This is a genomic window from Luteococcus struthionis (assembly GCF_048595755.1).
Taxonomy (GTDB): Bacteria; Actinomycetota; Actinomycetes; order Propionibacteriales; family Propionibacteriaceae; genus Luteococcus.
Genome location: NZ_CP184360.1, coordinates 1,435,577 through 1,460,006, shown reverse-complemented (window position 1 = coordinate 1,460,006; position 24,430 = coordinate 1,435,577). Strand labels below are relative to the sequence as shown.

20 protein-coding genes are annotated in these 24,430 nt (G+C 68.5%); 8 read left to right on the top strand and 12 right to left on the bottom strand.

From position 1 onward, the window contains the following. The first annotated feature begins 70 nt into the window (after positions 1-70). Both ACOAMO_RS06605 and ACOAMO_RS06600 read left to right on the top strand, forming a co-directional pair. Positions 71-2,332 carry a sensor histidine kinase gene (locus tag ACOAMO_RS06605; RefSeq protein WP_420176792.1) on the top strand — a complete coding sequence of 754 codons (2,262 nt, stop codon included), beginning with the start codon at positions 71-73 and terminating at the stop codon, positions 2,330-2,332. Further along, positions 2,329-3,792 (top strand): NAD-dependent succinate-semialdehyde dehydrogenase, encoded by a 1,464-nt coding sequence (locus ACOAMO_RS06600; RefSeq protein WP_420176791.1) that lies wholly within the window; start codon positions 2,329-2,331, stop codon positions 3,790-3,792. The genes ACOAMO_RS06605 and ACOAMO_RS06600 overlap by 4 nt, the downstream gene beginning before the upstream one ends. 139 nt (positions 3,793-3,931) lie before the next feature. Here ACOAMO_RS06600 and ACOAMO_RS06595 read toward each other — a convergent pair whose 3' ends face one another. Together ACOAMO_RS06595 and ACOAMO_RS06590 are read right to left on the bottom strand one after the other, a co-directional pair. After that, the gene (locus tag ACOAMO_RS06595) at positions 3,932-5,215 is read right to left on the bottom strand and encodes a hypothetical protein (RefSeq protein WP_420176790.1); all 1,284 of its coding nucleotides are present in this window, start codon (positions 5,213-5,215) and stop codon (positions 3,932-3,934) included. Positions 5,216-5,422: 207 nt separating this feature from the next. Next, a complete protein-coding gene (locus ACOAMO_RS06590; RefSeq protein WP_420176789.1) occupies positions 5,423-8,395 on the bottom strand; it encodes an FAD-binding and (Fe-S)-binding domain-containing protein in 2,973 nt (990 codons plus the stop codon). Positions 8,396-8,595: 200 nt separating this feature from the next. Here ACOAMO_RS06590 and ACOAMO_RS06585 point away from each other — a divergent pair, with 200 nt between their 5' ends. Together ACOAMO_RS06585 and ACOAMO_RS06580 are read left to right on the top strand one after the other, a co-directional pair. Then, complete coding sequence (locus tag ACOAMO_RS06585) at positions 8,596-10,248, top strand: NERD domain-containing protein (protein ID WP_420176788.1); 1,653 nt, start codon at positions 8,596-8,598, stop codon at positions 10,246-10,248. A gap of 330 nt (positions 10,249-10,578) precedes the next feature. Continuing rightward, positions 10,579-10,761, top strand: a complete 183-nt coding sequence (locus ACOAMO_RS06580) for a hypothetical protein (protein ID WP_420176787.1) — start codon at positions 10,579-10,581, stop codon at positions 10,759-10,761. 27 nt (positions 10,762-10,788) lie between these two features. On the opposite strand, the gene ACOAMO_RS06575 is transcribed toward ACOAMO_RS06580, so the two are convergent. From ACOAMO_RS06575 to paaA, 6 genes are read right to left on the bottom strand one after another with little or no spacing between them, the layout of a single operon-like run. After that, positions 10,789-11,595: an enoyl-CoA hydratase/isomerase family protein gene (locus ACOAMO_RS06575; protein ID WP_420176786.1), complete on the bottom strand. Its 807-nt coding sequence runs from the start codon at positions 11,593-11,595 to the stop codon at positions 10,789-10,791. A 32-nt stretch (positions 11,596-11,627) separates the two neighbouring features. Further along, the gene (gene paaE, locus ACOAMO_RS06570) at positions 11,628-12,806 is read right to left on the bottom strand and encodes a 1,2-phenylacetyl-CoA epoxidase subunit PaaE (RefSeq protein ID WP_420176785.1); all 1,179 of its coding nucleotides are present in this window, start codon (positions 12,804-12,806) and stop codon (positions 11,628-11,630) included. Then, positions 12,806-13,345 carry a 1,2-phenylacetyl-CoA epoxidase subunit PaaD gene (gene paaD / locus ACOAMO_RS06565; protein ID WP_420176784.1) on the bottom strand — a complete coding sequence of 180 codons (540 nt, stop codon included), beginning with the start codon at positions 13,343-13,345 and terminating at the stop codon, positions 12,806-12,808. Before paaD ends, paaE begins: the two co-directional genes overlap by 1 nt. Positions 13,346-13,350: 5 nt before the next feature. Then, entirely contained in the window at positions 13,351-14,190 is an 840-nt protein-coding gene (gene paaC / locus ACOAMO_RS06560) for a 1,2-phenylacetyl-CoA epoxidase subunit PaaC (protein WP_420176783.1), read from the bottom strand. Beyond that, entirely contained in the window at positions 14,187-14,507 is a 321-nt protein-coding gene (paaB, locus tag ACOAMO_RS06555; protein ID WP_420176782.1) for a 1,2-phenylacetyl-CoA epoxidase subunit PaaB, read from the bottom strand. Before paaB ends, paaC begins: the two co-directional genes overlap by 4 nt. A gap of 2 nt (positions 14,508-14,509) precedes the next feature. Beyond that, positions 14,510-15,475, bottom strand: a complete 966-nt coding sequence (paaA, locus tag ACOAMO_RS06550) for a 1,2-phenylacetyl-CoA epoxidase subunit PaaA (protein ID WP_420176781.1) — start codon at positions 15,473-15,475, stop codon at positions 14,510-14,512. Between the two features lie 234 nt (positions 15,476-15,709). Between paaA and ACOAMO_RS06545 the strand changes: the two genes are divergently transcribed. The 3 genes from ACOAMO_RS06545 to ACOAMO_RS06535 all read left to right on the top strand — a co-directional run bounded on the left by ACOAMO_RS06545 (position 15,710) and on the right by ACOAMO_RS06535 (position 18,239). Further along, positions 15,710-16,102 carry a hotdog fold thioesterase gene (locus ACOAMO_RS06545; protein ID WP_420176780.1) on the top strand — a complete coding sequence of 131 codons (393 nt, stop codon included), beginning with the start codon at positions 15,710-15,712 and terminating at the stop codon, positions 16,100-16,102. A 37-nt stretch (positions 16,103-16,139) separates the two neighbouring features. Further along, positions 16,140-17,492, top strand: coding sequence for a phenylacetate--CoA ligase family protein (locus tag ACOAMO_RS06540; RefSeq protein ID WP_420176779.1), 1,353 nt, complete (start codon positions 16,140-16,142; stop codon positions 17,490-17,492). Between the two features lie 138 nt (positions 17,493-17,630). Then, positions 17,631-18,239 carry a TetR/AcrR family transcriptional regulator gene (locus ACOAMO_RS06535; RefSeq protein ID WP_420176778.1) on the top strand — a complete coding sequence of 203 codons (609 nt, stop codon included), beginning with the start codon at positions 17,631-17,633 and terminating at the stop codon, positions 18,237-18,239. A gap of 97 nt (positions 18,240-18,336) precedes the next feature. Here ACOAMO_RS06535 and paaZ read toward each other — a convergent pair whose 3' ends face one another. Continuing rightward, complete coding sequence (gene paaZ, locus ACOAMO_RS06530; protein WP_420176777.1) at positions 18,337-20,427, bottom strand: phenylacetic acid degradation bifunctional protein PaaZ; 2,091 nt, start codon at positions 20,425-20,427, stop codon at positions 18,337-18,339. A gap of 152 nt (positions 20,428-20,579) precedes the next feature. Between paaZ and ACOAMO_RS06525 the strand changes: the two genes are divergently transcribed. Further along, complete coding sequence (locus ACOAMO_RS06525) at positions 20,580-21,002, top strand: PaaI family thioesterase (protein WP_420176776.1); 423 nt, start codon at positions 20,580-20,582, stop codon at positions 21,000-21,002. A gap of 491 nt (positions 21,003-21,493) precedes the next feature. Here ACOAMO_RS06525 and ACOAMO_RS06520 read toward each other — a convergent pair whose 3' ends face one another. From ACOAMO_RS06520 to ACOAMO_RS06510, 3 genes are read right to left on the bottom strand one after another with little or no spacing between them, the layout of a single operon-like run. Beyond that, on the bottom strand, positions 21,494-22,363 hold the full coding sequence (locus tag ACOAMO_RS06520) for a 3-hydroxyacyl-CoA dehydrogenase family protein (RefSeq protein WP_420176775.1): 870 nt from the start codon (positions 22,361-22,363) through the stop codon (positions 21,494-21,496). A 1-nt stretch (position 22,364) separates the two neighbouring features. Then, a complete protein-coding gene (locus ACOAMO_RS06515) occupies positions 22,365-23,213 on the bottom strand; it encodes an enoyl-CoA hydratase/isomerase family protein (protein ID WP_420176774.1) in 849 nt (282 codons plus the stop codon). After that, positions 23,210-24,427, bottom strand: coding sequence for a thiolase family protein (locus ACOAMO_RS06510; protein WP_420176773.1), 1,218 nt, complete (start codon positions 24,425-24,427; stop codon positions 23,210-23,212). The genes ACOAMO_RS06515 and ACOAMO_RS06510 overlap by 4 nt, the downstream gene beginning before the upstream one ends. Positions 24,428-24,430: the final 3 nt, after the last annotated feature.

Sequence of the window (24,430 nt, the reverse complement as noted above, 5' to 3'; positions counted from 1 at the left end):
CAAGCAGCAAGAGGCTTCCCCCGTGCCAGTAGCAAACACTCCCCATCCGACGCCACGCGTCGGATCCGGCATGCGCGAAGCCGTGGCCAACGGATTGCGCGCCCTGGGCCTGATCACCTGGGTGAGCGTGCTGGTCTACAACGTCATCCCGATGTTCGGGCAGCCGACTCTGGCAGGCACCGTTCCGAGCATCGGTTACGGATTGCTGCTGGGTTACCTCGTCCTGGCCGCCGTCTGCCTGTTGCACCGAGCCGGCATCGGCCTGATGAGCGTCACGGCCCTGCTGCTGGTGGCAGGCGTGACGATGATGAACTACTGGCGTTTCGACCTGCAGCCCAATGACCTGTGGTCACCCGGCCACTGGGCCATCCCCCTGGTGGCAGCCGCGATCGTGAACCTGCCCCGCGCCTGGTACCTCTACGGAACGGCGGTGCTGGTGGTCCTGCTGGCCGCCAGCGAGGCCTTCGCCTCCTGGTGGAGCTGGTTGCCGGTCAGCGCGCTGCAGATCGGGCCCGTGGTTCTCATGTGGCCACCGCTGCTGAGCGTGCTGCTCTTCGGGGACGGGCTGATGAGCCTGGTGGAGGACCAGCAGAAGGCTGCCGTGGTGAAGGACCGAGCGCAGGTGCGGCTGGCCGAGCAGCAGGCACAGGTGCGTGCCCGCCGCGAGACCGCGCGGCTGCTGCACGACCACGTCCTGCACGCACTCCATGCGTTGAACAGCCCCTCGCGGACGATCGACGACGACATGGTCCGGCTGGAATGCCGCGATGCCGTCGAGGCGCTGGCCCTGCCCCAGCGCCGCAGCGAAAGCGTCCAGGTGGAAGACCTGCTGCGCCACGACGCCGCCCTGGTGCGCTCCGGCGCCCAACTGCTCGGCCGCAGCGATCCGATTCCCACCGCAGCCGCGGAGAGCCTCACCGCGGCAGCCCACGAGGCCCTACGCAATGTGATCCGCCACTCGGGTGCCCGCAACTGCCAGGTGGTGGTCTCCCAGCAGGGCCCGCAGTGCCGGGTGAGCATCCTCGACGACGGCGAGGGCTTCGACCCGCGAACCTTGCCCGACGGCCGCTTGGGGGTGCGCCGCTCAGTGGTGCAACGCCTGGACGACATCGGTGGCCAGGCGCAGGTTCGCTCCGCTCCCGGCCAAGGCACCGAGGTGGTGCTCAGCTGGCCCCGAGACCCCCACAGCAGCAGCCTGGCGTTGCGGGAACAGCCCACTGACAAGGTGCGCACTGCCCTGGCGCGATCCGCCGTGCCGGGGATGCTGGCCGGGGTCATCATGTCCTTCACCATGTTCCCGCACACCACCCGGCCCCTCCTGGCACTGGCCAATGGCCTGGTGATGGCCGGCTTCGGCTTCTTCCTGACCGCACAATTGCACCGACGCCCAATCGGGGATCGTGGAGCGGCGCTGGTGATGGCAGCGATCCTCGTCGGCTGGGTGGTGAACCTGGCGGTGGCACCGCAGACCCCCACCACCGTCTTCCTGCTCTGGACTGCCTGGTTGGGCACCGCGCTGGTGCAACAGGTGGCCCTGTCCGGCAGCGTGGGGCGCGGCGTGGTGGTGACCGTGGTCTGGTACGCCGCGGTGCTGGGCGCCATCGAGGTGCGCTACGGCCTCAACGAGCACTGGCTGCGCTACGGCAGCACCCTGACCAGTACCCTCAGTCTGCTCGGCTCAGCTCTGGCCGCGCTGGCGGTGGCGCGGCGCACCACCGCCGACGAGGAGGCGCAGGCCCGGCTGACCAGCCGGCTGCGTGCCGCGACCGCCCGCCTGCAGGTGGACAACAGGTTGGACCACTTCTGGTCGAACCGGGTGACCAAGGAGGCGCTGCCCTTGCTGCGCGACGTCGCCGAGCACCGACAGGACCCGGGTGATCCGCAGGTGCGCGACGCCGCCCTGCAGCTCGAGGTGGGCCTGCGCGACGAGCTGCGCCTGGGCCCCGGCCAGGGTCCGCTGCTTGCCATCCTGGCCTTGCGACGTGAGCAGGGCTGGGCCATCCAGACCTTGCTGACCAGCGACGATGACCCGCGGGCGCTGCGCGCCGCCGCCACCCTGCTCGAGGTGCTCGGACCGCCCCAGCACGACGGCCAGGTGGTGACGCTCAGTGCCCGGCATGAGGTGGCCAGCGCCGTCGTGCTGGAGGCCGCCCCGGCCCAGTGGAGCCGGTGGAGCTCCCTCCTGGACAGCCCCTCCAGCCAAGTGGAAGTGGACCGGGACTTCGTCCGTCTCAGCCTGCAACAGGATGACACCCCTCCCTCATCCTTCCTGATGGCCTGGCTTCCAGACACTGGTTCTGCACCCCTGCCCGGTGACAGACTCGAGGCATGAGCAACCACACACTCCCCCAGGACCTGCCGGGCCAGTGCCTCGTCGGCGGTCAATGGGTCGACGGTCGACGGGGCAGCATCGAGGTGACCAACCCGGCCACCGGGCAGGTGCTCGCCAGCATCGCCGACTGCGACGTGAGCCAGGGCCGGGCCGCCCTCGACGCGGCGGTCCAGGCACAGGACGGCTGGGCCCGCACCCCGGCCCGGGAACGCGCCGAACTGTTGCGGCGCGCCTTCGAGGCAGTGACCGAGCGCACCGACGACTTCGCCCGGCTGATGACGATGGAGATGGGCAAGCCGCTGGCCGAGGCCCGCGGCGAGGTGGCCTACGGCGCCGAGTACCTGCGCTGGTTCAGCGAGGAGGCCTCCCGCATCTCGGGCCGTTACAACCCCTCCCCCGAGGGTGGGATGCGCCAGCTGGTGACTCGACGCCCAGTGGGGCCGTGCCTGTTCATCACGCCGTGGAACTTCCCGCTGGCGATGGCCACCCGCAAGATCGCCCCGGCCCTGGCAGCTGGCTGCACCGTGGTGCTGCGGCCCGCCACGCAGACCCCGCTCACCTCCCTGTTGTTCGCCAAGGTGCTGGCCGACTGTGGCCTGCCGGCGGGAGTGGTGAACGTGGTCACCAGCAGCAAGCACGACGTGACCGACGAGCTGATCGGCGATCCGCGCCTGCGGAAGCTCTCCTTCACCGGCTCCACCCCGGTGGGCCAGACGCTGTTGAAGCAGGCGGCCGACCAGGTGCTGCGCACCTCCATGGAACTGGGTGGCAATGCACCCCTGCTGGTCTTCGAGGACGCAGACCTCGACGTGGCCGTGAAGGGTGCGCGGCAGGCCAAGCTGCGCAACATGGGCGAGGCCTGCACCGCCGCCAACCGGATGCTGGTGCACGAATCGGTGGCCGACGACTTCGCCCGGCGGCTGGCCGAGACATTCGCGTCGCTGAGCGTGGGCGACGGCCTGGAGCCGGGCACCGACATCGGCCCGATGATCTCCGAGGACGCGGTCGAGGGCATCGATGCGCTGGTGAAGGGGGCCGTCGACGAGGGCGCCCGAGTGCTCACCGGCGGTGAACGGGTGCCGGGGCAGGGGCACTTCTACCGCCCCACCGTGCTCACCGACGTTCCCCGCGAGGCCGCGATCCTGCAGGAGGAGATCTTTGGCCCGGTTGCGGTCATCACCACCTTCGGCAGCGAACAGGAGGCCCTCGAGGTGGCCAATGACTCCCAGATGGGCTTGGCCGGCTACGTCTTCACCCGCGACACGGCCCGGGTGCTGCGGATAGCGGAGCAGTTGCAGGTGGGGATGATCGGCGTCAACCAGGGCGTCCTGAGCAGCGCGGCAGCTCCCTTCGGCGGTGTGAAGCACTCGGGGCTGGGGCGCGAGGGAGGTCGTGAGGGCATCGACGAATACCTCGAGACCATCTACCTGGCCCTGCCGGATCCCTTCGCCGGGGCCTGACCTGCCCCTGGCCGGCACAGGGGCCCAACGACGACGAGGGTTCCGTCCCCAGATCGGAGACGGAACCCTCGTGCATGAACCTCGTGCTTGAACCAGCTGCGGCGGGTCAGCCCTGGAGCTGATCAGTCCGCCGCACTGGTCACTCCTCGGAGGTGGGCAGCTCGGAGGTGGGCAGCTCGTAGCTGTACAGCACCGGGGTGAAGCTGTCCTCGTCGACGGTCAGCTTCGAGACGGTGAAGATGCCCGAGTTCTCGTCGGCGACGCTCCCCTGCTCGAACTCGACGTCGGTGAGCAGGCCCAGGGCGCAGTCCTCGGGATGGGCCTTGATGTGCTCCACCTCGTCGGCGGTCAGCAGCACCGGGCGTCCCACCGTCTCGGCGCCCTTGGCGAACAGGTAGCACAGCTCCTCACCGCGGTAGGCCACGGCGCAGAAGGGGCGCTCCTCATTGGTCTCGGCCACCTCCCAGCCGTCGGCCTCGAAGGTCTGCAGGACGCGCTCGCGGGCCGCGACGTTGAGCACCCGACGACGTGAATCGTCGAAGTCCCAACCGGTGGGGCGCACCACGGGCACCGGGTTCTCGACGCCCACGTGCTCCTGCCAGAGCTCCTCCATCTGGCTGGCCATCGGCTCGTGCAGCTCGACGCCGCCCTTCTGGGGATTCCACGCGTAGCCGGGCACCTTCTTGAGCAGGTCCTCGCGGCAGATGCCCTCCTCGACGGGGAGCACGGTGTCCCAGTCGATGTCGATGTAGTTGGCGGTGCGCGCCGGATCGTCCCAGTGCTCACCGGTGTAGACGCGGCTGGAGACCACACCGCTGCCGCGCACGCTGAAGTTGCTGCCCTTGGCCCGCACCAGGAAGATCCGGTCGCCCGGCTCGATTCCCTGCTGGCGGCCACCCGAGGGCCAGGTCTCGCGCACCGGCGCTCCCGCCCCGGTGCGGGTGATGATCTCGGCCTCGTCCTCCGGGCTCCAGAACCACTGGTCGGCATTCATCCGCACCAGGAAGGTACGACGGCTCCGCTCACTGGGGGCATAACGCTCGGCGGCCTTCATCTCGTCCAGTTCGGTGGTGTCGATGAAGCCGATCTCCGACTCGGTGTCCTCGACGGCCTTGCCCACCAGGGCATCCCGAACCGGATCACCGCGGTGCAGCAGACGACCCATGAGGGCATGGACGCTCTTGCCGTCCTGCTCCACGTTCTCGATGCCCTCCAGCTCGGCCACCAGGCGAATCGTGCCGTCATGGCTGAAGGTGGCGAACTGCTTCTGGAAGGCCTCCTCGGGCAGCTCCCACGCGCCACGGTTGGCATTCCACAGCTGTTCATCACTCATCTTGGGGTCGAACCCGACGAAGGTACGCGGGATCGGCTGGGTGAGGGGTTCAACATCCTGCCGTGGGCCGAGGTTGATGTTGATGGCCACGAATGTCCTCCTGATGAAGTGTGCTCGGCGTCGGCGCCTGTGGGGAATGGCCGGTTCTGTCCGGCGATGCTCCGAGTGAGGGTACCCCTTGGGGTGGTCTGGCCGAACATGGTTTTGACCCACTACGCCCACAGCAGAATGGCCCTCCGCAGCCACGTCAGAAGCCTGAACGAGTGACCAGATCGGCCCCCCCACGGGCGTCCTCGCTCAGTCGCCGGGGCGGGTGAGGCGCTCCAAGGTGAAGATCACCGACTCGAAGGGTTTTCCGGTGGCCTGGCGCAGTGCCATCTCACAGGTGCGATTGGCCGCGACGAAGACCTGGGAATCGCCCAGGTCGTCGCGTTCCTGCCGCGTCGCCGACTCCACCAGCTCCGGATGCAGCAGCCCACGGTCTCCGGCGGCACCACAACAGGCCGAGCTGTAGGGCACGTGCACGGTCTCGGCCAGCGCCCCGCACAGCGACTCCATGGCGTCGGTGATTCCCAGGTGGGTGGCCGAGCACCCGGCGTGCAGGGTGATCCGAGGCAGCCGCGTGCCCACCTCCAGGCTGCCCAGCAGCTCATTGGCCCACTGCGTCGCGTCCAGGACCCGCAAGCGCGACCAGCGTTCGGCCAAGTCCCCACCCAGATGCTTGGGGATCTCCTGGATGATGGCGTGGCTGCACGAGGTGGCATCCACCACCACGGGCAGCCGCCCCTGCTCCGACCACTCGAGCAGGGCACGGGCCAGTGCTTCCTGACGCTCGTCGCGTCCGGCCACGTATCCCTTGCTGGCCCATGGGGTGCCGCAGCACTGGCCGGGCACGTCCTCGGGGATCCACAACGGGCGCCCGGCCCGCGCCGAGACCCGCACCAGCGCCTCGGCCAGCCCCATGCCCTGCACCGTGTCGGGGTCGCGTCCGAAGATGCGGTTCACGCAGGCAGGGAAGTAGACGGCCGTGGCCTGCCCGGGCCCCGACGCGGCGCCCTCCGGCTGGCTCGTCCCATCCGGTTGGCTCGTCCCATCTGCTCTGGGCAGGCGTCGCGCCGGTCGAGGCATCGGGCCGGGGACGCTCGGCAGCAGGTCTGGACTGATGACGCGCCGTGCCAAGCCGGTCAGCGCGGCAAGTCCTCGGGCTCCTGCCCGCTGCTGGACGACGTCGGCGGCACCGACGGCCACCCTCGCGGCGCCTTCCGCCCACTGCCAGTGCTGCCCCACGACGCTGGCCAACCGTCGCCCCGCCGGGGTGGTCTGTCGGGCGCGCAACTCCTTCATCACAGCTCCGGTGTCGATGCCATAGGGGCAGGCGTGCGCGCAGGAGGAGTCCACCGCGCAGGTCTCCACCGCGTCGTACTGGTACTGCTGCTGCAGCGCCGTGGTCAGTGGTGAACCGGCTTCCTGGCGCGCCATCTCACGCCACAGCACGATCCGTTGCCGGGGCGTGGTGGTCACATTGCGGCTGGGGCAGACCGGTTCACAGAAGCCACACTCCACGCACCCGTCGATCATCGGGTGGGCCACCGGGTCGAGCTTGAAGTCCTTGAGGTGGATGCCCGGGGTGTGGCTGAGCAGCACGTCCTTGCCCAGCACCGCGTTCGGGTCGGCCAGTTCGCGGATGCGCCACATCATCTGGGTGATGCGCGGGCCCCACTCACGCTCCACGAAGGGCGCCATATTGAGACCCGTGCCGTGCTCGGCCTTGAGCGAGCCGTGGTGCACGTCCACCACCAGGTGCACGAAGTCCTCCATGAAGGCGGCGTAGCGGGCGCGGCCCTGCTCGGTGTCCAGGTGGGTGGCCAGGGTGAAGTGCATGTTGCCGTAGGCGGCGTGGCCCACCACCTGGTCGTTGAAGCCGTGGTGGCGCAGCAGCCCCGCCAGGTCTCGCACCGCCTGGCCCAGCACCTCGACCGGGAAGGCGACGTCCTCGTTCACGTTGACCGCACCAGCGGGCTTGTTCAGGGCCAGGTCACTGGACAGCCCACTGCGCACCTTCCAGCTCATCCGTTGGAAGCCCGGGTCCAGGCGGATCTCCACCGGGAGCAAGGGCCCGTGCGGTTCGGCCACGCGTCGAGTCTGCTCGGCCAGGGCGTGCAATTCGTCCTCGCTCTGCCCGCCGAACTCCACGAGGATCGAGACCGCTCCCTCCGGGAGGTCGAGCCAGGCCCTCGGCGCATCGGGCATCCGGCCGGCCGCGGTCACCAGGCTGGTGGACATCATCATCTCCACCGCCTCGGGCCCGAGCTCGCGCACCTGGCCGACGAAGTCGACGGCGGTGGAGGTGTCCGGCAGGTGCACCCAGCAGATGCCGGCCGCGGCAGGCACCTCGATGGTCTCCATCACCACCTCGGCGATGAAGGCCAGGGTCCCCTCCGATCCCACCAGCAGTCGCTTGAAGATCTCCAGCGGTGTGGTGCCGTCCAGCAGGGCCTTCATGGTGTAACCGGTGGTGTTACGGATGGAGTACTTGCGGCGCAGCAGCGCAGTCAGCTCCTCGTCGGCGAGGATCTCCTCGCGAAGCTCCATCAGCCCCCGGGCCAGAGCGGGCTCCCCCTGGGCAAAGATCTGTTCGGCGTCGGGATCCTCGGTGTTGACCAAGGTGCCGTTGGGGGTGACGAAGGTGACGTGCCTCAGGGTGGCGTAGGCGCTTCGTTCCATCCGGCACCGCATGCCGGCGGAATTGTTGGCCACCACCCCGCCCAGGCAGGCGGCACTGGCGCTGGCGGGGTCTGGCCCCAGCCGACGCCCGTGGCGCGCCAGCACACTGTTGGCATGCTGCAGCACGACGCCGGGGCGGGCACGCAGCAGCTCACCGCCGTCCTCCACCGTCATTCCGCCCCAGTGCTGACGCACGTCGATGAGCACCCCGTCGCACTGTGACTGGCCGCTGAGGCTGGTACCGCCGGCCCGCAAGGTCGCGGTGATGCCACGTTGGGCGCACAACCGCAGCACCGCCGCCACCTGTTCTGCGGTGCGAGGGGTCACCACCGCCTGGGGCACGTGACGGTAGGGGCTTGCGTCAGAGGCGTAGCGCACCAGGTCGCTGGCCCGGTGCAGCACCAGCTCCTCACCGAGCAGGTCCACCAGGGCCTCGCGCAGCCATGGCTGGCTGCCACTGGCCAGCCTCGGGTCCACCCGATCCGGACGGCTCTGCGGCGAGGGAGCGCCCAGCAGGGCCGGATCGTGTTCGAACAACGTGCGCATGGCGCCCCTTCCACTGGTGACCTGACCCCAGTCAACACCCGGCCACCGACAATCGCGGTCGGCGTTCGCCACGCGAACCCTGCGGCACCGCTGATGATCTGCCGCATCCCTTGCACACAAGACAAGCAACGACCCCACCCCGCGGTTAGGATGAAGACTCGTCCGCGGTTCGGGGCCGCCCAAGTCCAGGAGCTTGAACCATGCCGGCCCGTACTGCGTCCACGCCGCCCAGCTTCGCCACCCGCTCCGAGCACGACGTCCACCAGCGCCTGGTGCGCCAGCTTGACGACGACTGCCTGGTGATCGCCAACCTGCGCGTGAGCGACCAGTCCAAGGACCATGAGGCAGACCTGCTGGTGCTGATGCCGCAGTCGGGCATCGTCGTGGTGGAGGTGAAGGGCAGCCACGTCTGGCACGACGGGCGCAACTGGCGGATCCAGCGTGACGGAGACCAGCAGGTGATCCACCCCGTCAGCCAGGCCCGCGACGCCTGCTATGCCCTGCGTCACTACGTCGAATCCGATCCGCGCTGGGGCAGCCGTCGTCGCCTTCGCTGGAGCCACCACGTGGTGCTGGCCAGGACCGCCCTCGACGACGACTTCGCCACCCCCGATTGCCCCCGCTGGCAGGTGAGCGGCGCCAAGGAACTCGACGAGCTGGGTGAGCGCGTCTGGCAGACCACCTGGCGCCACCGCACCGATGCCGTCGTCCCCAGCCGCGACGACATCGACCTGGTGGAGGAGATCCTGCTCGGCCGGGGCCTGCCGCAGCTCGACGTGGGCGCCCTGGCCGAGGACCGTGAAGACCAGGCGCGGCGCCTCACCCTGGAACAGGCGCAATTGCTGCATGCCACCCGGCTGCTGAAGCGCGTCGAGATCCGGGGTGGCGCCGGGTCCGGCAAGACCCAGCTGGCCCTGCAGCAGGCGAAAGACCTGGCCAGCGGCAAGCTGACCGGCGAGCGCCAGCGGGTGGCGGTGTTGTGCTATTCCTACGGCCTGGCCAGCCTGCTGCGGCGTGACCTGTGCCGTGGCTCGCGCGCCCGCCAGCCTGCCTTCGTCGGCACCTTCGAGGAGCTGGGACGCCAGTGGGGCCTGCAGATGGCCGGCCGCGACGACTCGCACTTCTGGGAGCACGAACTGCCCGCCCAGATGGCGCGACGGGCCGGCGACCTGACCGCCGACGAGCGTTTCGATGCGATCGTCGTGGACGAGGCACAGGACTTCGCCGACCAGTGGTGGGCCCCGGTGCTGGCCGCGCTGCGTGACGAGCAGGACGGTGGCCTCTACGTCTACGCCGACGAGCGTCAGCGCGTCTTCCCCCGCTTCGGGCGCCCACCGGTGCCCTTGGTCCCGTTGGTGCTCGACCACAATCTGCGCAACACCCGCCAGATCGCCGAGACCTTCGCCCCGCTGGCGCCCCCGATGGAGCTGCGAGGAGGTTCCGGCCCGAAGGTCAGCTTCGTGCCCAGCACCGCGGAGGAGGCCGTCGACGCCGCCGACGAGCAGGTGGACCTCCTCTTCGACGAGGGCTGGCACGAGAGCGACATCGCCCTGCTCACCATGGGACGCCGGCACCCCGTGCAGGTGGAGCGCCAGGAGATGCTGGGCTACGACGGCTACTGGGAGGAGTTCTGGGCCGGGGAGGACGTCTTCTACTCCCACGTCCTGGGCTTCAAGGGCTTGGAACGACGCGCGGTGGTGCTGTGCGTCAACACCGTCGCCGACCGGGAGCGCGTCAGCGAGATGCTGTACGTGGGGCTGTCTCGCGCCACCGACCGCCTGGTCGTGGTGGGCGACCCGCAGCAGCTGCGTGCCATGGGAGGCGACGAGGTGGCCAGGCGGCTTGGGTTGTGACCCGCCAGCGCGTCGACTGCTGAACACCAGCTGACGAAGCAGCCCTCGATGTGCGGAATACCCCAAGGGCGAGTAACGTTGTACCACTTGGTCGCACCAATGCGACCTGGCTGCGCCGATCGCCCCTGATCCGGCCGCGGCCATGCGAGCTGGGCCCTACCGATGTGGAAACCGGGCAGCCCAGCAAAGCGGCACTCCCCTCGGCTTGACCGCCAGCCAGTGCCCACACCGAAATCACGGGGTTTTCGCGCACCGACACGAATGGTCGGGTCGCCTGCGATCTCCCCCCATCACCGGCCGTTCACGACGCGACGGCCACAGGAGGACACCATGAAGAACACCCATGACGCGCAGGAACTTCGTCGCACCGCCGCCGCCCAGTGGCGCACCATCCACGACTACTACCGCGACGACAATTCGGCCCTGGGTCTGATCGCGGACTTCATCCGTCACCCGGAGAGCCCCGCGACCCACCTCAAGGCCGCGATGATCAGTGCCGCCCTGCAGCACTGATCCTTCTTGGGGACCAGTGAGAAGGGGTCAGGCCTCGCCCGTGAAGCTCGGCTTCCGCTTCTCCTGGAAGGCCCGGAAACCCTCGCGGTAGTCGTCATGAGCTGCCAGCCGGGCCTGTTCCTCGTTCTCGACGGTCAGCACATCCCACAGCCCCAGCTGCTCGGCCTCGATCCGGCGCACCAGCCGCTTCGAGGCCAGCAGCGCCTGGGTCGGCCCCTGTGCCACCTTCTGGATGGTGCGACGAGTGAAGTCCAGCAGCTCGTCGGCGGGCACCGACCGGCTGAAGACCCCGCCCCGGACTAGTTCCGCGCCGCTGACCAGTTCACCGGTGTAGATCAGGTCCAGGGTGCGGTGCACGCCCAGTCGCTCCACGAACAGCGCGTGGCCGCCGGAATCGAGCACGGCTCCCAGGTTCACGAAGGGTGACCCCAGCTTGGCGTCGTCGGCGACGTAGACGACGTCGCAGGCGATCGCCAGGCCCAGCCCGACGCCCAGACAGGGCCCTTGGACGGCGCAGAAGGTGGGAGCCGGGAAGCTGGACAGCAGCTGCATCAGCGGCCCCATCCTGCCCTCCAGATAGCCCGCGACATCGTCCGTGGCCGGGTCGACGGCGCTGACGTCCCGGCCGGCGCAGAAGCCCCGGCCCTCGCCACGCAACAACAGCGCCCGCACCCCATCGAGCTCACCCGCGGCCCGCAAGCAGGCGGACAGGTCATCCAGCCCTTGCTCGTTGAGCACGTTGAGCTTCTTGGGTGCATCCAGCACCACCTCGGCCACGCCGTCGGCGAAGCCGAGTTTCACCATGCCGAACTCGGCAACTGTCTCCATGGTCATGCCCCCTCGTCTGGTCGGGTTCTGGTGGTTGGTCAGGCGTCGAAGTCGACGGTCAGTTCGTCGCCAGTGGCGCGGGTCTGGCAGGTCAGCACGTAACCGGATTCCACCTCGTCCTTCTCCAGGGCGTAGTTCTCGCCCATCTCGAAGTCGCCCTTGATGACCCGGGCGCGGCAGGTGCCGCACACACCGCCGGCGCAGGCAAAGGGAACGTCGTCGCGCACGCGCAGGGCGGCATTCAACACGGTCTCCTTGGCGGCGCGCGGAGACTTCACCTGCCCCTGGGTGCCGTCGAGGGTGAAGTCGATGACGATGTTGTCGCCGTCCTCCTCCACCACGACGGGTGCGCCATGGTTGCCCTCACCGGCGGGGCTGGTGCCGGTGGTGAACAGTTCGAAGCGCACCTTGTCCTCGGGCACATTACGGGCGGCCAGGGCGTCGCGGCACAGCTGCACCAGCTCGAAGGGCCCGCACAGGAACCACTCATCGGCTCGCGCGGTGCGGATCACGTGGTCCAGCATCGTGTTCAGCTTCTCGACGTCGATGCGGCCGCTCAGCAGCGGGTTGCTGCGCTGCTCGCGGGACAGCACGTGGTGCACGGCGAAGCGCGTGGGCCAGCGGTCCTTGAGGTCGCCCAGTTCCTCGGCAAACATCACGTCGCCCGAGGACTTGTTGGCGTAGATCAGCTCGAAGGTGGAGCTGGGCGAGCCGGACAGCACGGCCTGGGCGATGGCCAGGATCGGGGTGATGCCAGAGCCGGCGGCGATGGCCACCAGGTGCAGCTGTGGGTTGGCGGCCACCTCGTCAGCGACGCCCTGGGCGCTGTTCAGGCTGGTCAGCCGGTGCTTGGAGGTGAAGCCCCCCTGGGGGTTCATCACGTCGATCTGGTCACCGACGTTGAGCTGCTCATTGGCCCAGGTGGAGAAACGGCCACCCCGGGTCTTCTTGATGGCCACCTTCACCTCGCCCCGGCGGGGCACGTCACACAGCGAGTAGGAGCGGCGCACCTCCTCGCCGTCGATGGTGGCGCGCAGGGCGACGTACTGGCCGGGCAGGTAGTCGAAGTCGTCCTCCAGCTCGGTGGGCACCTCGAAGGTCACCTCCACCGCATCATCGGTGACACGACGGACATTGCGGACGGTCAACCGGGCGAAGTCCGCACGGCGCTTCTTGGGGGTCTCGGTCATGGGGTTGGACTCGGTGGTCTCGGTCATCACAGCACCTTGAAGTAGTCGAAGGGTTCCCGGCACGCGCCGCACTGGTACAGCGCCTTGCAGGAGGTGGAGGCGAAGCGCGACAGCTCCTTCACATCGGAGGACTTGCAGCGCGGGCAACGCACGGAATCGGTGCGCAGCATGGGCATGGCGAGGTCGACGGGGCCGTCGGCGGGGCGCACCGACGGTGGCGCGATGCCGTATTCCTCGAGGGCAGCCCGGCCCTTCTCGCTCATCCAGTCGGTGGTCCAGGCCGGGTGTAGCACGGTACGGACCTCCACCTCGTCGTAGCCCAGCCTGGTGACCGCCGCCGTCACGTCCTCGGCGATCTGGCCCATCGCGGGGCAGCCGGAGTAGGTGGGGGTGATCACCACGACGGCCTTGCCGAGCTGCGCGTCGTCCACCTCAACGCCGCGCAGGATCCCCAGGTCGTCGATGCCGATCACGGGGATCTCCGGGTCCGGGACGGTGGCCGCCGCGTCCCAGACGGCCGCGGCGCGCGGCTCGTCGGGACGGGCACCGTCGTACTGGCTGTCCATGATGGTCACCAGGTGGCGCCGGGATGCTGGCGCGCGAGCACCTGCATCTCGGCCAGGATGTAGCCGCGGTACTCGCTGAAGGCACCGGTGCGCTGGTCGCTCATGGCCTGCTTGGTGGTGGGCACCTGCAGGGTGGCGCGCTCGATGACGGCGGTCACCTCGCCCAGCACCCGCTCGCGCAGCGACGAGGGCAGCGGCACGGCACCGTCCAGCTGGCGGTGCACCTCGAGGTCCTCGAAGAGCTCCTCGACATAGGGCCACATGGCGTCCAGCGCCTCCTGCATGCGACGGTGCGACTCCTCGGTCCCGTCACCCAGGCGCAGCACCCACTGGTCGGCGTGGTCGCGGTGGTAGGCCACCTCCTTGACGGCCTTGGCGGCGATCGCGGCCAAGGTCTGGTCGCTGGAGCCCAGCAGGGCCTCGTACTGCGCGTAGGCGAAGTGCGAGTAGAAGAGCTGGCGGGCGATGGTCTGCCCGAAGTCGCCGTTGGGCTGCTCCACCAGGCGGCAGGAGCGGAACTCCTCCTCGTCGCGGAAGTAGGCCAGCTCGTCCTCGGTCTTGCCCCAGGCGGTGCCGGCGTAGCTGAGCAGGAAGCGGGCGTGGCCGACGAGGTCCAGCGCGATGTTGCCCAGCGCGATGTCCTCCTCCAGCTCGGGCGCGCGGCTGATCCACCAACCCAGGCGCTGGGACAGGATGAGGGCGTCGTCGCCCAGCATCAGGGCGTACTGGGCGGCGGCCTCGCTGGCCTTGGTGCCGTCCTCCTGGATCTGCTCGGCGGTGATGCCCTCGCCGACGCTCATCTTCGTCGCGGAATCGCTGCTGACGCTCATGATGTGCTCGCTCACAGGTGGGGCACCCCCTCGGACTGCTTGTAGTAGGTGGCGTGGCGGTACACCTTGCCCGACGGGGACTCGAAGAAGCCGCCCTTGCTGTCGGGGTCGCTGGCGGTGATGGCCTCGGCGGGCACCACCCACACGCTGGTGCCCTCGTTGCGACGGGTGTACAGGTCACGGGCATTGCGCAGCGCCATGGTGGCGTCGGGGGCGTGGACGGAGCCGGCGTGGACGTGGCTCAGGCCGCGCGAGCTGCGCACGAAGACCTCCCAGAGGGGCCACGCCTGTTCGGCACCCTGCTCGGGGGCTGTGTTCTGGACGTCGGTCATGGTCATGCTCCGATCAGGTTCGGGACGGTCTCGGTGTGCTTCGCGGCGTAGGCCGCGGCCGCCTCGCGGACCCACGCACCCTCGCGATGGGCCTCGATGCGGCGGTTGAGGCGCTGGACGTTGAGCGGCCCGCCTCCCTTGACGACCTTCCAGAACTCGTCCCAGTCGAGCTCGCCGAAGTCGTAGTGCTGGCGCTCCTCGTTCCACTTCAGGTCCGGGTCCGGCAGGGTCAGGCCCAGGGCCTCGGCCTGCGGCACGATCATGTCGACGAAGCGCTGGCGCAGCTCGTCATTGCTGAAGCGCTTGATCTTCCAGGCCATGGACTTGTCCGAGTTGGAGGACTGGTCGTCCGGCGGGCCGAACATCATCAGCGCCGGGGCATACATTCGGTCGACGGCATCCTGCGCCATCTTCTTCTGCTCCGGGGTTCCGTGGGACAGGGTGTACAGGATCTCCCAGCCCTGGCGCTGGTGAAAGGACTCCTCCTTGCAGACTCGCACCATGGCACGGCCGTAGGGACCATAGGAGCAGCGGCACAGCGGGACTTGGTTGGCGATGGCGGCGCCATCGACCAGCCACCCGACCGCGCCAACATCGGCCCAGGTGCGGCAGGGGTAGTTGAAGATCGACGAGTACTTGGCGCGCCCATTGAGCAGCTGCTCGTTGAGGACGTGGCGCGGGGTGCCCAGCGTCTCGGCGGCCGAATACAGGTAGAGCCCATGGCCGGCTTCATCCTGCACCTTGGCCATCAGGATGGCCTTGCGCTTCAGCGACGGGGCGCGGCTGATCCAGTTGCCCTCGGGCTGCATGCCGATGATCTCGGAGTGGGCGTGCTGGCTGATCTGGCGAGTCAAGGTCTTGCGGTAGTCGTCGGGCATCCAGTCGCGGGGCTCGACGCGCTGGTCGGCGGCGATGAGCGCGTCAAAGGCCTCCTGCTCGGTGCCGACGTCGGTGGCGACATCTGTCATGGGAGTCCTCCTGAGACGAATAACTGACTGATCGTTCAGTAAGGTATGTCGCGCCAGCGCCCCCTGTCAACAGGTCGGACAAAACTTCCCGTCCTGTGATTTTTGTCACCCAAACCCTTGACGCGGAGGGCCAGTTCGAGAAAACCTACTGATCGTTCAGTAAGTATTGGGCGCAGCGAAGCGTCCGGGAGGGGGCGTCTCATGTCAGCCACACAGTCCCGCACACCAGGGACGATGCACCGCAGTCCCGTGGCGGCGGCCCTGGGGATGGAAGTGGTGGAGGCCGACGAGCAGCGCACGACCCTGCGCGTGGTCGTCCGTGACGACATGCTCAACGGATTCGGCATCACCCACGGAGGCATGGTCTTCACACTCGCGGACGAGACCTTCGCGATCGCCTGCAACACCACCCCCGACAGTCAGATGGTGGCGCAACAGTGCGAAATCGACTACCTACGCCCCACGACGGTGGGTGAGGTCCTCGTCGCGACCGCCACCACCATCCACCAAGGACGTTCCGCAAGCATCCACGACGTGGTCGTCACCGCCCACGAGACCTTCGACGCACCCGGCAGACCGATCGCCCACTTCCGCGGCCGCAGCCGCACCATGCTGCCCCGCCCCTGACGTACAACTATCCCCAGACCAGACAGCAGGAGAAGACATGACCAATCCGCACATTGCACCCGTGATGGCCGGCGTCAGCAATGATCCCAGCAAGCTCGACCCCGAGGAGCGGATGAATGTCGAGCAGATCCGTGACATCCAGCTCGGTCGCTTGAAGTGGACCCTGCGCCACGCCTACGACAACGTCGAGGCCTACAGGAAGCTCTACGACGAGGCCGGCGTGCATCCCGATGACCTGAAAACCCTGGATGACCTGAAGCACTTTCCCTGCACCGACAAGGAATTCCTGCGGTCGAACTACCCCTTCAAGGCGCTCGCGGTCCCGATGGACCAGGTGCGGCGGGTGCACGCGTCCTCCGGCACCACAGGACAGCCCACCGTGGTGGCCTACACCGAGGAGGACCTGCAGAACTGGGGCAGGATCGTCGCTCGCTGTTTCCGCATGGCGGGCGTCCAGCCCGGCGACATGGTGCAGAATGCCTTCGGCTACGGCCTGTTCACTGGCGGTCTGGGCATGCACTACGGCGCCGAGGCCATGAGCCTGACGGTCATTCCGATGTCGGGCGGGCAGACCGACAAGCAGATCCAGGTCATCCAGGACTTTGGCCCCACGGCGATCCTCGCCACTCCCACCTACCTGCTGACCATCGGTGATGCCATGCAACGCCAGGGGATCGATCCCCGCCGCACCAAGCTGCGCACCGCCATCCTGGGCGCGGAGCCGTGGACCGAGCCGATGCGCCAGGAGATCGAGGAGATGTTCGACATCAAGGCCTGTGACATCTACGGCCTTTCTGAGGTGCTCGGCCCCGGCGTCGCGGGCGAGTCATGTGAGACGCAGGACGGTTCACACCTCTGGGAGGACATGTTCCTGCCGGAGATCGTGGACCCAGACATGCAGCCCCTGGCAGACGAGCAGGAGGGCGAGCTGGTCTTCACCTCGCTCGGCAAGCACGCCCTGCCGATCGTCCGCTATCGCACCAAGGACCTGACCCGGTTGTTGCCGGGCACCGCACGCCCGGGCCATCGCCGAATGGAACGCATCAGCGGGCGCGTTGACGACATGATCATCTTGCGCGGCGTCAACATCTTTCCCTCGCAGATCGAGCAGATCATCCTGGAACAGCCGGCACTGAGTCCGCACTTCATCCTGGAGATCACCCGACCGGGACGGATGGACGAACTCACCGTCCGCGTCGAGCGCCGCCACGACTCCACCACGGAGGATGGCTACAACGCCGCCAAGATGCTGGCCCGCGGCGTGAAGGTGCGCATCGGCAGCTCCTGCGCCGTGCAGATCGCTGAGCCCGGTGAACTCGCAAGGTCCGAGGGCAAGTTGAAGCGAATCTACGACCTGCGCCCCGATGCCCCCAGCCACGGCCAAGGTTGATTCGAGTTCGACCGGACTGCACCCCGCCACTCCATTCGGAGGGCGGGGTGCAGCGCTTTCGTGCGCTCTGGGATACTGAACGTTCAGTAGTCCCTGCCAACCACATCCCCCGGCTTGCCGGGGGACAGGAAGACGGTGATGGAAATCCAGAAGGCACCCACCCGACAGCGCCGAGGCCGCCCGGGCTATGACCGAGAGGCGCTGCTGGAGGTCTGCGTGGCCGAGTTCATCAAACACGGCTACCACGCGACGTCGATCGGCATCCTTGCCGACGCCCTGGGCGTCTCCAAATCCGCCATCTACCACCACGTGGATTCCAAGGAGCAGCTGCTCGAGATGGCCGTCGAGCGGGCGCTGGGCGCACTGGAAAGCACCATCAGCCAAGCAGAGGAGCACTCCGGCACCAGCCTGGACAGGGTGGAGTGGATGCTGGAGCAGAGCGTCCACCTACTGGCCGCAGAGCGCCCCTACGTGACCCTGTTGTTGCGCCTGCGCGGCAATTCCGAGGTGGAGCTGGCTGCCATGGCGCGCCGTCGGGCCGCCACCAAGCGGATCGAGGCGCTGGTGCGTAGCGCACAGACGGACGGGCTGATCCGTCCAGATCTGGGAGCGAAGGCCACCACTCGCCTGATGTTGGGCATGGTCAACTCGATCGTCGATTGGTACCAACTGGACGGCCCCGCCGACGTCGACGAGCTGGTGCACAACGTCCGCACCATCGCGATGGACGGGATCCGCACCCGCTGACGCAAGACGCTCGGGTTCCCGCAATCCGCGTGTGTTGCAACACGAGCGGATCGCGGAAACCCGAGCGTCTGCAGCCCACAGACCCCAGAAGAACAGGTCAGGCCGTGGGCCAGGTCTTGGTGACCAGCGTCAGCACGTCGTAGGTGGCGACGATCTCGTCGTCCTGGTTGTGCAGCACGCAGTCCCAGGCCACCTCGCCGTACTCGTCGGTGACGCGCGGGGTGATCTGCTTGGCGGTGAGCGTGACGCGGATCTGGTCGTCGTAGGTGACGGGTGTGATGAAGCGCAGGTTCTCCAGGCCGTAGTTGGCCAGGACGGGCCCGGGAGCCGGGTCGACGAAGAGGCCGGCGGCCCAGCTGACGAGCAGGTAGCCATGAGCGACGCGACGAGGGAAGAAGGGATTGGCCATCGCCGCTTCCTCGTCGGTGTGCGCGTAGAAGGTGTCGCCGGTCTCATTCGCGAAATCCGTGATGTCCTGCAGGGTGACGGTGCGCAGCTCGGAGCGGAACTGGTCGCCGATCCGCAGCTCCGCCAGGCTCTTGCGGAAGGGGTGCTTGCCCTTGCCTGCGTCGACGTCGGAGCGGCTGACGCTGTGGGTGGCGGCGCCGGTGTGCCAGAGGCCGGTGATCCCGGTGAGGTGGTCCGGGCTGCCCTGCACGGCCAGGCGCTGCATGCAGTGCTTGACGGCGCGCACGCCACCAAGCTCCTCGCCGCCGCCGGCGCGGCCGGGGCCGCCGTGCACCAGGTGCGGAACCGGCGAGCCGTGGCCGGTGGAGGTCTTGGCGTCGTCGCGGTCCAGGAAGTGCAGGCGGCCATGGTGGGAGCCCATTCCGACGGCGAACTCGCGAGCCAGCGCCGGGTCGTGGGTGCAGACGGTGGCCACCAGCGAACCGCCACCGGCATTGGCGATCCGGATGGCCTCGGGGGTGTCGGCATAGCCCAGGATGCTGGTGACCGGCCCGAAGGCCTCCACCTCGTTGACGGCCGCGGTGAACGGGTCGTCGAAGACCAGGGCTGTGGGAGCGAAGAAGGCACCGTTGGGATTGGCCTGGGGCAGCTCGGCGTCGGGTCCACCGAAGGCGATCCGGCCGCCGGCCTCCACCAGGATGGCGACGGCCTTGGCCACCTCGTCGCGCTGGTCCAGCGAGGCCAGCGGCCCCATGGTGCAGCCCTCCACCCGCGGGTCACCGACGACGATCTTGCTGCTGATCTTTGACTCCAAGGCCTGTGCGACGGGCTCGACCATGGCCTGCGGCACGATGACGCGACGGATGGCGGTGCACTTCTGGCCAGCCTTGACGGTCATCTCCACCATGATCGCCTTGATGAAGGCGTCGAACTCGGGACTGTCGGCGGTGACGTCGAGGCCCAGCACGGCGGCATTGAGCGAGTCGGTCTCGGCGGTGAAGCGGCAGCCGCGCTCGGTGACGGCGGGGTGCAGCTTGAGCTTGCCGGCGGTGGCGGCGGAGCCGGTGAAGGCCACCATGTCCCGCATGTCCAGGTGGTCCAGCAGGTCACGGGCGGAGCCGGAGACCAGCTGCAGCGCGCCGGCGGGCAGCTTGCCGGACTCCACCATCATCCGCACACAGGCCTCGGTGACATAGCCGGTGGGGGTGGCGGGCTTCACGATGGTCGGGACGCCAGCGATGAAGGCCGGGGCGAACTTCTCCAACATGCCCCACATGGGGAAGTTGAAGGCGTTGATCTGCACCATCACGCCAGCCAGCGGCGTGTACACATGCCGGCCGAGGAAGCTGCCGTCGCGGCTGAGCACCTCGGGAGCACCGTCGACGATGACATTGGCATTGGGCAGTTCGCGGCGACCCTTGGAGGAGAAGGTGAACAGGGTGCCGATGCCGCCGTCGATGTCGCTCATGTGGTCGCGCTGGGTGGCGCCGGTGGCGAAGGACAGGTCGTAGAGCTCCTGCTTGCGGCCATTGAGGTAGCCGGCAATCTCCTTCAGCAGCAGGGCGCGCTCGTGGATGGTCAGCTCGGCCAGGGACTTCTGGCCGACGCTGCGGGCGTGCTCGACGGCGGCGGCGATGTCCAGGCCGTCGGTGCTGACCCGGGCGACGACCTCACCGGTGCTGGCGTCGAGGACCTCGGTGGCGCGCACGTCGGCGGCGGGGTTCCACCACTGGTCGCGGGTGTAGCTGGGCACGATGGGCAGGCTCTGGGGCGTCGTCATGGGGCTGTGGCACCTCTCGCAGCTGGGGGGTGGACTGCTCTGCCCACCTCATTTACAGACCGAACGTTCAGTTAGTTTGACTGTAGACTGAGCGCCATCGGGACCGCAAGAGGGCGTCCCACCCGATTCCACCCACCGAACGAGAGGGCACCATGAGCAGCACCAACCCGGCCATCGGCCCCCACGAACCCTGGCGGATCATCCTTGGTGAACTCGACGAGAAGATGGGCATCGAGGTGCTGGAGGAGAGCCCGGAGAAGGTTGTCGTGCGGATGCCCGTGGATGGAAACCGGCAGTCTCTCGGCCTGCTGCACGGTGGCGCCATGTTGAGCCTCGGGGAGGCCGCCGGCTCCTGGGCCGCCCTGATCCATGCCAGCACGCACGGCATGAAGTGCGTCGGCGTCGACGTCGCCGCCACCCACCTGCGCTCGGCCCGCGAAGGCTTCGTCACCGCCACCGCCATCCCGGTGAAGCTGGGCCGCACGCTGGACTGCCACCAGGTGGACATCACCGACGAGCAGGGCCGCCTGTTGAGCACCTTCCGGATCACCAACATGCTGCTTCCCGGCGACTGAGGAGCTCCGTGTCCCCTGATCACGTGACATGAATCCCCTTGTCAGGCTGAGCATGACACGTGATCAGGGGACAAATCCTGGGGGCAAACTGTGCGAAACCTGATCCGACTGGAAGATTCATGCGGTGAGGTTGTGTTCACCTTCCAAAACCGCGATCGTTGAGTCAACGCCGCAGAACGGATCGGGGGATTCGGGAAGCGGCAGGGCCACCCTCTCGGGGGATTGGGTAGCCCAGACCGTCAGCCGATTCGGGGGATGAAGCTGGCACCGCCCATCGACTCGGGGGACGAGATGGGCATCCCGGCCACTTCGGGGGATGAGGCCGGACAGAGTACCGATGGACCAATTCGGGGAATGAGGTCCATGACACCCGGGCCCGCCAGCACCTGCTGACGGGCCCGAAGTCATGTCCGAGCCCGCGAGGAGCGAAGCGCACGGGGGCCCGGGGGCCCGGGGGCCCGGGGATCCAAGGGGGTCGCCCCCCCTTGCCATCAATACGCGTAGAAGCCCTTGCCGGCCTTCTTGCCCAGTTCACCGCGGTCCACCATGTCGCGCATCAGCTGCGGCGGTGCGAAGCGCTCCCCCAGCTTGCTCTCCAGGTATTCGGCGATGCCCAGCCGCACATCGAGGCCGACGAGGTCGGTGAGTGCCAGCGGGCCGATCGGGAACTTGTAACCCAGCACCATGGCGTCGTCGATGGCCTTGGGCTCCGCGACACCCTCCTCCACCATCCGGATGGCCTCCAGCGCGATGCAGACCCCCAACCGGGAACTGGCGAAGCCGGGGGCATCGGTGACCACGACGGCGGTCTTGCCGAGGCCTTCGACCCACTGGCTGGCGAGGGCCTTCAGTTCGTCGCCCGTCTGGTTGCCGATGACCACCTCCACGAGCTTGGAGGCGGGGACGGGGTTGAAGAAGTGCAGGCCGCAGAAACGCTCGGGGCGCTGCAACTGCTCGGCCAGACCGTCGATGCTCATCGACGAGGTGTTGCTGGCGAGCCAGGCATCGGGGCGGAGCACCTTCTCCACCCCGGTCAGCGAGCTGACCTTGAGCTCCCAGACCTCGGGGACGGCCTCGACGACCAGGTCGCAGTCACGGAAGGCGTCGTAGCCGACGGCGACGGACAGCTTGCCGGCCCACTCGTCGAGCTCGCCGGAGATCTTGCCGCGCTCGAGGGAGGCGGCGACGGCCTTGAGGACGCGCTCGCGGGCGGCGTCGGCGCTGGCCTGATCACGCTCGACGACGACGACCCGGGCGCCACTGGCCAGGAAGCCGTGGGCGATGCCGGAGCCCATCTGGCCGCCGCCGAGCACGCCCACGCGGCCAGGAACCTGGATGTCAGTCATGGCATTGTCTGTCATGTCACCGCTTCTTTCGGTCGAGGAAGGCCTGCATGCGGTCGAACTTCGCCTGGCTCTCGAAGAGCACGGCCTGGGCGAGCTGGTCGACCATCGGGTGGGCGTCGGCGGGCATGTGGAAGACGGCCTTGCTGATGCGCACCGCCAGCGGGTCCTGCTTGCCGATCCGGTCGGCCAGGGCGTGGGCGGCGTCGAGCAGTTCTTCGCTGGGGTGCAGCTCGGTCACCAGGTGGCAGGCCAACGCCTCGTCGGCGTCCAGGATGCGCCCGGCGAGCACGAGTTCCTTGGCGAGTGGCTCCCCGACGAGTTCCTTGAGCCGCCACAGGGCGCCGGCGGCGGCACTGATGCCCAGGTTGGTCTCGGGCTGGCCGATCTTGACGTGCGGGGTGGCGATACGGAAGTCGGCGGCATAGGCCAGTTCGGCGCCGCCGCCGAGGGTCCAGCCGTCGAGGGCGGCGATGACGGGCATGGGGAGCCTGGCGATCCGGGCGAAGAGTTGTGAGTTGATGCCGGCCAGCGCGTCCTCGCGGCGGCGTTCACGCAGCTGGGCGATGTCCGCGCCGGAGGCGAAGATGCCCTTGCCGTTGATCGTGGTGCCGGTGAGGATCAGCACCTTGGGGTGCTGCTCCAGGTGGGCGCAGACGGCGTGCAGCTCGTCGACCATGGTTTGGTCGATCGCATTGCGCAGCTCGGGGCGGTCGAGGCGGACGACGAGGCGGTCGTCGCGCTCCTCCAGGCTGAGCGCGGTCCACCCGTCGACAGGCTCGGGGATCGTGGGTACGACGGGCTCGGGGATCGTGTGCCTCTCGGCGGCCGAGCTTGTCGAGGCCCCGGGGTTCGTCGCGGCGCTCACTTCACACGCTCCAGCAGGATGGCGGTGCCCTGACCGACGCCGACGCACATGGTGGCCAGGCCGCGGTCGGCGTCCTCGCGCTCCATCCGGCCCATCAGGGTGACGGTGATCCGAGAGCCCGACGAGCCGAGCGGGTGGCCAAGGGCGATGGCGCCGCCGTCGCGGTTGACGATCTCGGGATTCAGGCCGAGGCGGCGCACGCAGGCCAGCGACTGGCTGGCGAAGGCCTCGTTGAGCTCGACGGCGCCGATGCTGTCCAAGGTCCAGCCGGACCGCTCGAGGGCCTTCTCGGTTGCGGGCACCGGGCCGATGCCCATGATGGGGGCCGGAACGCCGGCGGCGGTGACCTGCACGACGCGGGCGCGGGCCTTGAGGCCGTACTTCTCGATGGCAGCCTGGCTGGCGACGATGACGGCCGAGGCACCGTCGTTGAGGCTGGAGGCGTTGCCCGCGGTGACCACGGAGCCGTCCTTGACGACGGGCTTGAGCTTGGCGAGCACCTCCATCGAGGTGCCCGGGCGGGGACCCTCGTCGGTGTCCACCATGGTGACCTTGCCCTTGCGGTCGGTGATCGGGACGGGGGCGATCTCCGGCTCGAAACGGCCGGCCTCGATGGCGGCGATCGCGAGCTCGTGGGAACGCACGGCGAAGGCGTCGGCGTCCTCACGGCTGATCTCGTCTACGCGGGCCACCTCCTCGGCGGTCTCCGGCATCGAGAAGGTCATCTTGTCCTGCGCGGCGAAGACGGGGTTGATGAAGCGCCAGCCGATGGAGGTGTCGAAGCTCTCCCCCGGCTTGGCGAAGGCGGTGGTGGGCTTGGCCTGCACCCAGGGGGCGCGCGACATGCTCTCGACGCCGCCGGCGACGACGACCTCGGCCTGTCCGGACTGCACCATGGCGGTGGCGAGCCCGATGGCGCTCATGCCGGAGGCACACAGCCGGTTCACGGTGATGCCGGGCACGGTGTCGGGGAAGCCCGCGAGCAGCCAGGCCATCCGGGCGACATTGCGATTCTCCTCGCCCGCGCCATTCGCATTGCCCAGGATCACCTCGTCGACGACGGCCGGATCCAGCCCGGCGTCCTCGACGACGGCCTTGATGGTCAAGGCGGCCAGGTCATCGGGGCGCACGCTGGACAGCGCGCCACCGTAGCGGCCCACCGGGGTGCGCTTGCCCGAGACCAAGAAGGCCTGGGGGGCGGTGGTGTCGGTCATGTG

What these genes read in the sequence shown, in the direction of transcription:
- ACOAMO_RS06605 (WP_420176792.1), top strand. Translation starts at nt 71, where the DNA reads ATGCGCGAAGCCGTGGCCAACGGATTGCGCGCCCTGGGCCTGATCACC.
- ACOAMO_RS06600 (WP_420176791.1), top strand. Translation starts at nt 2,329, where the DNA reads ATGAGCAACCACACACTCCCCCAGGACCTGCCGGGCCAGTGCCTCGTC.
- ACOAMO_RS06590 (WP_420176789.1), bottom strand. Translation starts at nt 8,395, where the DNA reads ATGCGCACGTTGTTCGAACACGATCCGGCCCTGCTGGGCGCTCCCTCG.
- ACOAMO_RS06585 (WP_420176788.1), top strand. Translation starts at nt 8,596, where the DNA reads ATGCCGGCCCGTACTGCGTCCACGCCGCCCAGCTTCGCCACCCGCTCC.
- ACOAMO_RS06580 (WP_420176787.1), top strand. Translation starts at nt 10,579, where the DNA reads ATGAAGAACACCCATGACGCGCAGGAACTTCGTCGCACCGCCGCCGCC.
- ACOAMO_RS06575 (WP_420176786.1), bottom strand. Translation starts at nt 11,595, where the DNA reads ATGACCATGGAGACAGTTGCCGAGTTCGGCATGGTGAAACTCGGCTTC.
- paaE (WP_420176785.1), bottom strand. Translation starts at nt 12,806, where the DNA reads ATGACCGAGACCACCGAGTCCAACCCCATGACCGAGACCCCCAAGAAG.
- paaD (WP_420176784.1), bottom strand. Translation starts at nt 13,345, where the DNA reads ATGGACAGCCAGTACGACGGTGCCCGTCCCGACGAGCCGCGCGCCGCG.
- paaB (WP_420176782.1), bottom strand. Translation starts at nt 14,507, where the DNA reads ATGACCGACGTCCAGAACACAGCCCCCGAGCAGGGTGCCGAACAGGCG.
- paaA (WP_420176781.1), bottom strand. Translation starts at nt 15,475, where the DNA reads ATGACAGATGTCGCCACCGACGTCGGCACCGAGCAGGAGGCCTTTGAC.
- ACOAMO_RS06545 (WP_420176780.1), top strand. Translation starts at nt 15,710, where the DNA reads ATGCACCGCAGTCCCGTGGCGGCGGCCCTGGGGATGGAAGTGGTGGAG.
- ACOAMO_RS06540 (WP_420176779.1), top strand. Translation starts at nt 16,140, where the DNA reads ATGACCAATCCGCACATTGCACCCGTGATGGCCGGCGTCAGCAATGAT.
- ACOAMO_RS06535 (WP_420176778.1), top strand. Translation starts at nt 17,631, where the DNA reads ATGGAAATCCAGAAGGCACCCACCCGACAGCGCCGAGGCCGCCCGGGC.
- paaZ (WP_420176777.1), bottom strand. Translation starts at nt 20,427, where the DNA reads ATGACGACGCCCCAGAGCCTGCCCATCGTGCCCAGCTACACCCGCGAC.
- ACOAMO_RS06525 (WP_420176776.1), top strand. Translation starts at nt 20,580, where the DNA reads ATGAGCAGCACCAACCCGGCCATCGGCCCCCACGAACCCTGGCGGATC.
- ACOAMO_RS06520 (WP_420176775.1), bottom strand. Translation starts at nt 22,363, where the DNA reads ATGACAGACAATGCCATGACTGACATCCAGGTTCCTGGCCGCGTGGGC.
- ACOAMO_RS06510 (WP_420176773.1), bottom strand. Translation starts at nt 24,427, where the DNA reads ATGACCGACACCACCGCCCCCCAGGCCTTCTTGGTCTCGGGCAAGCGC.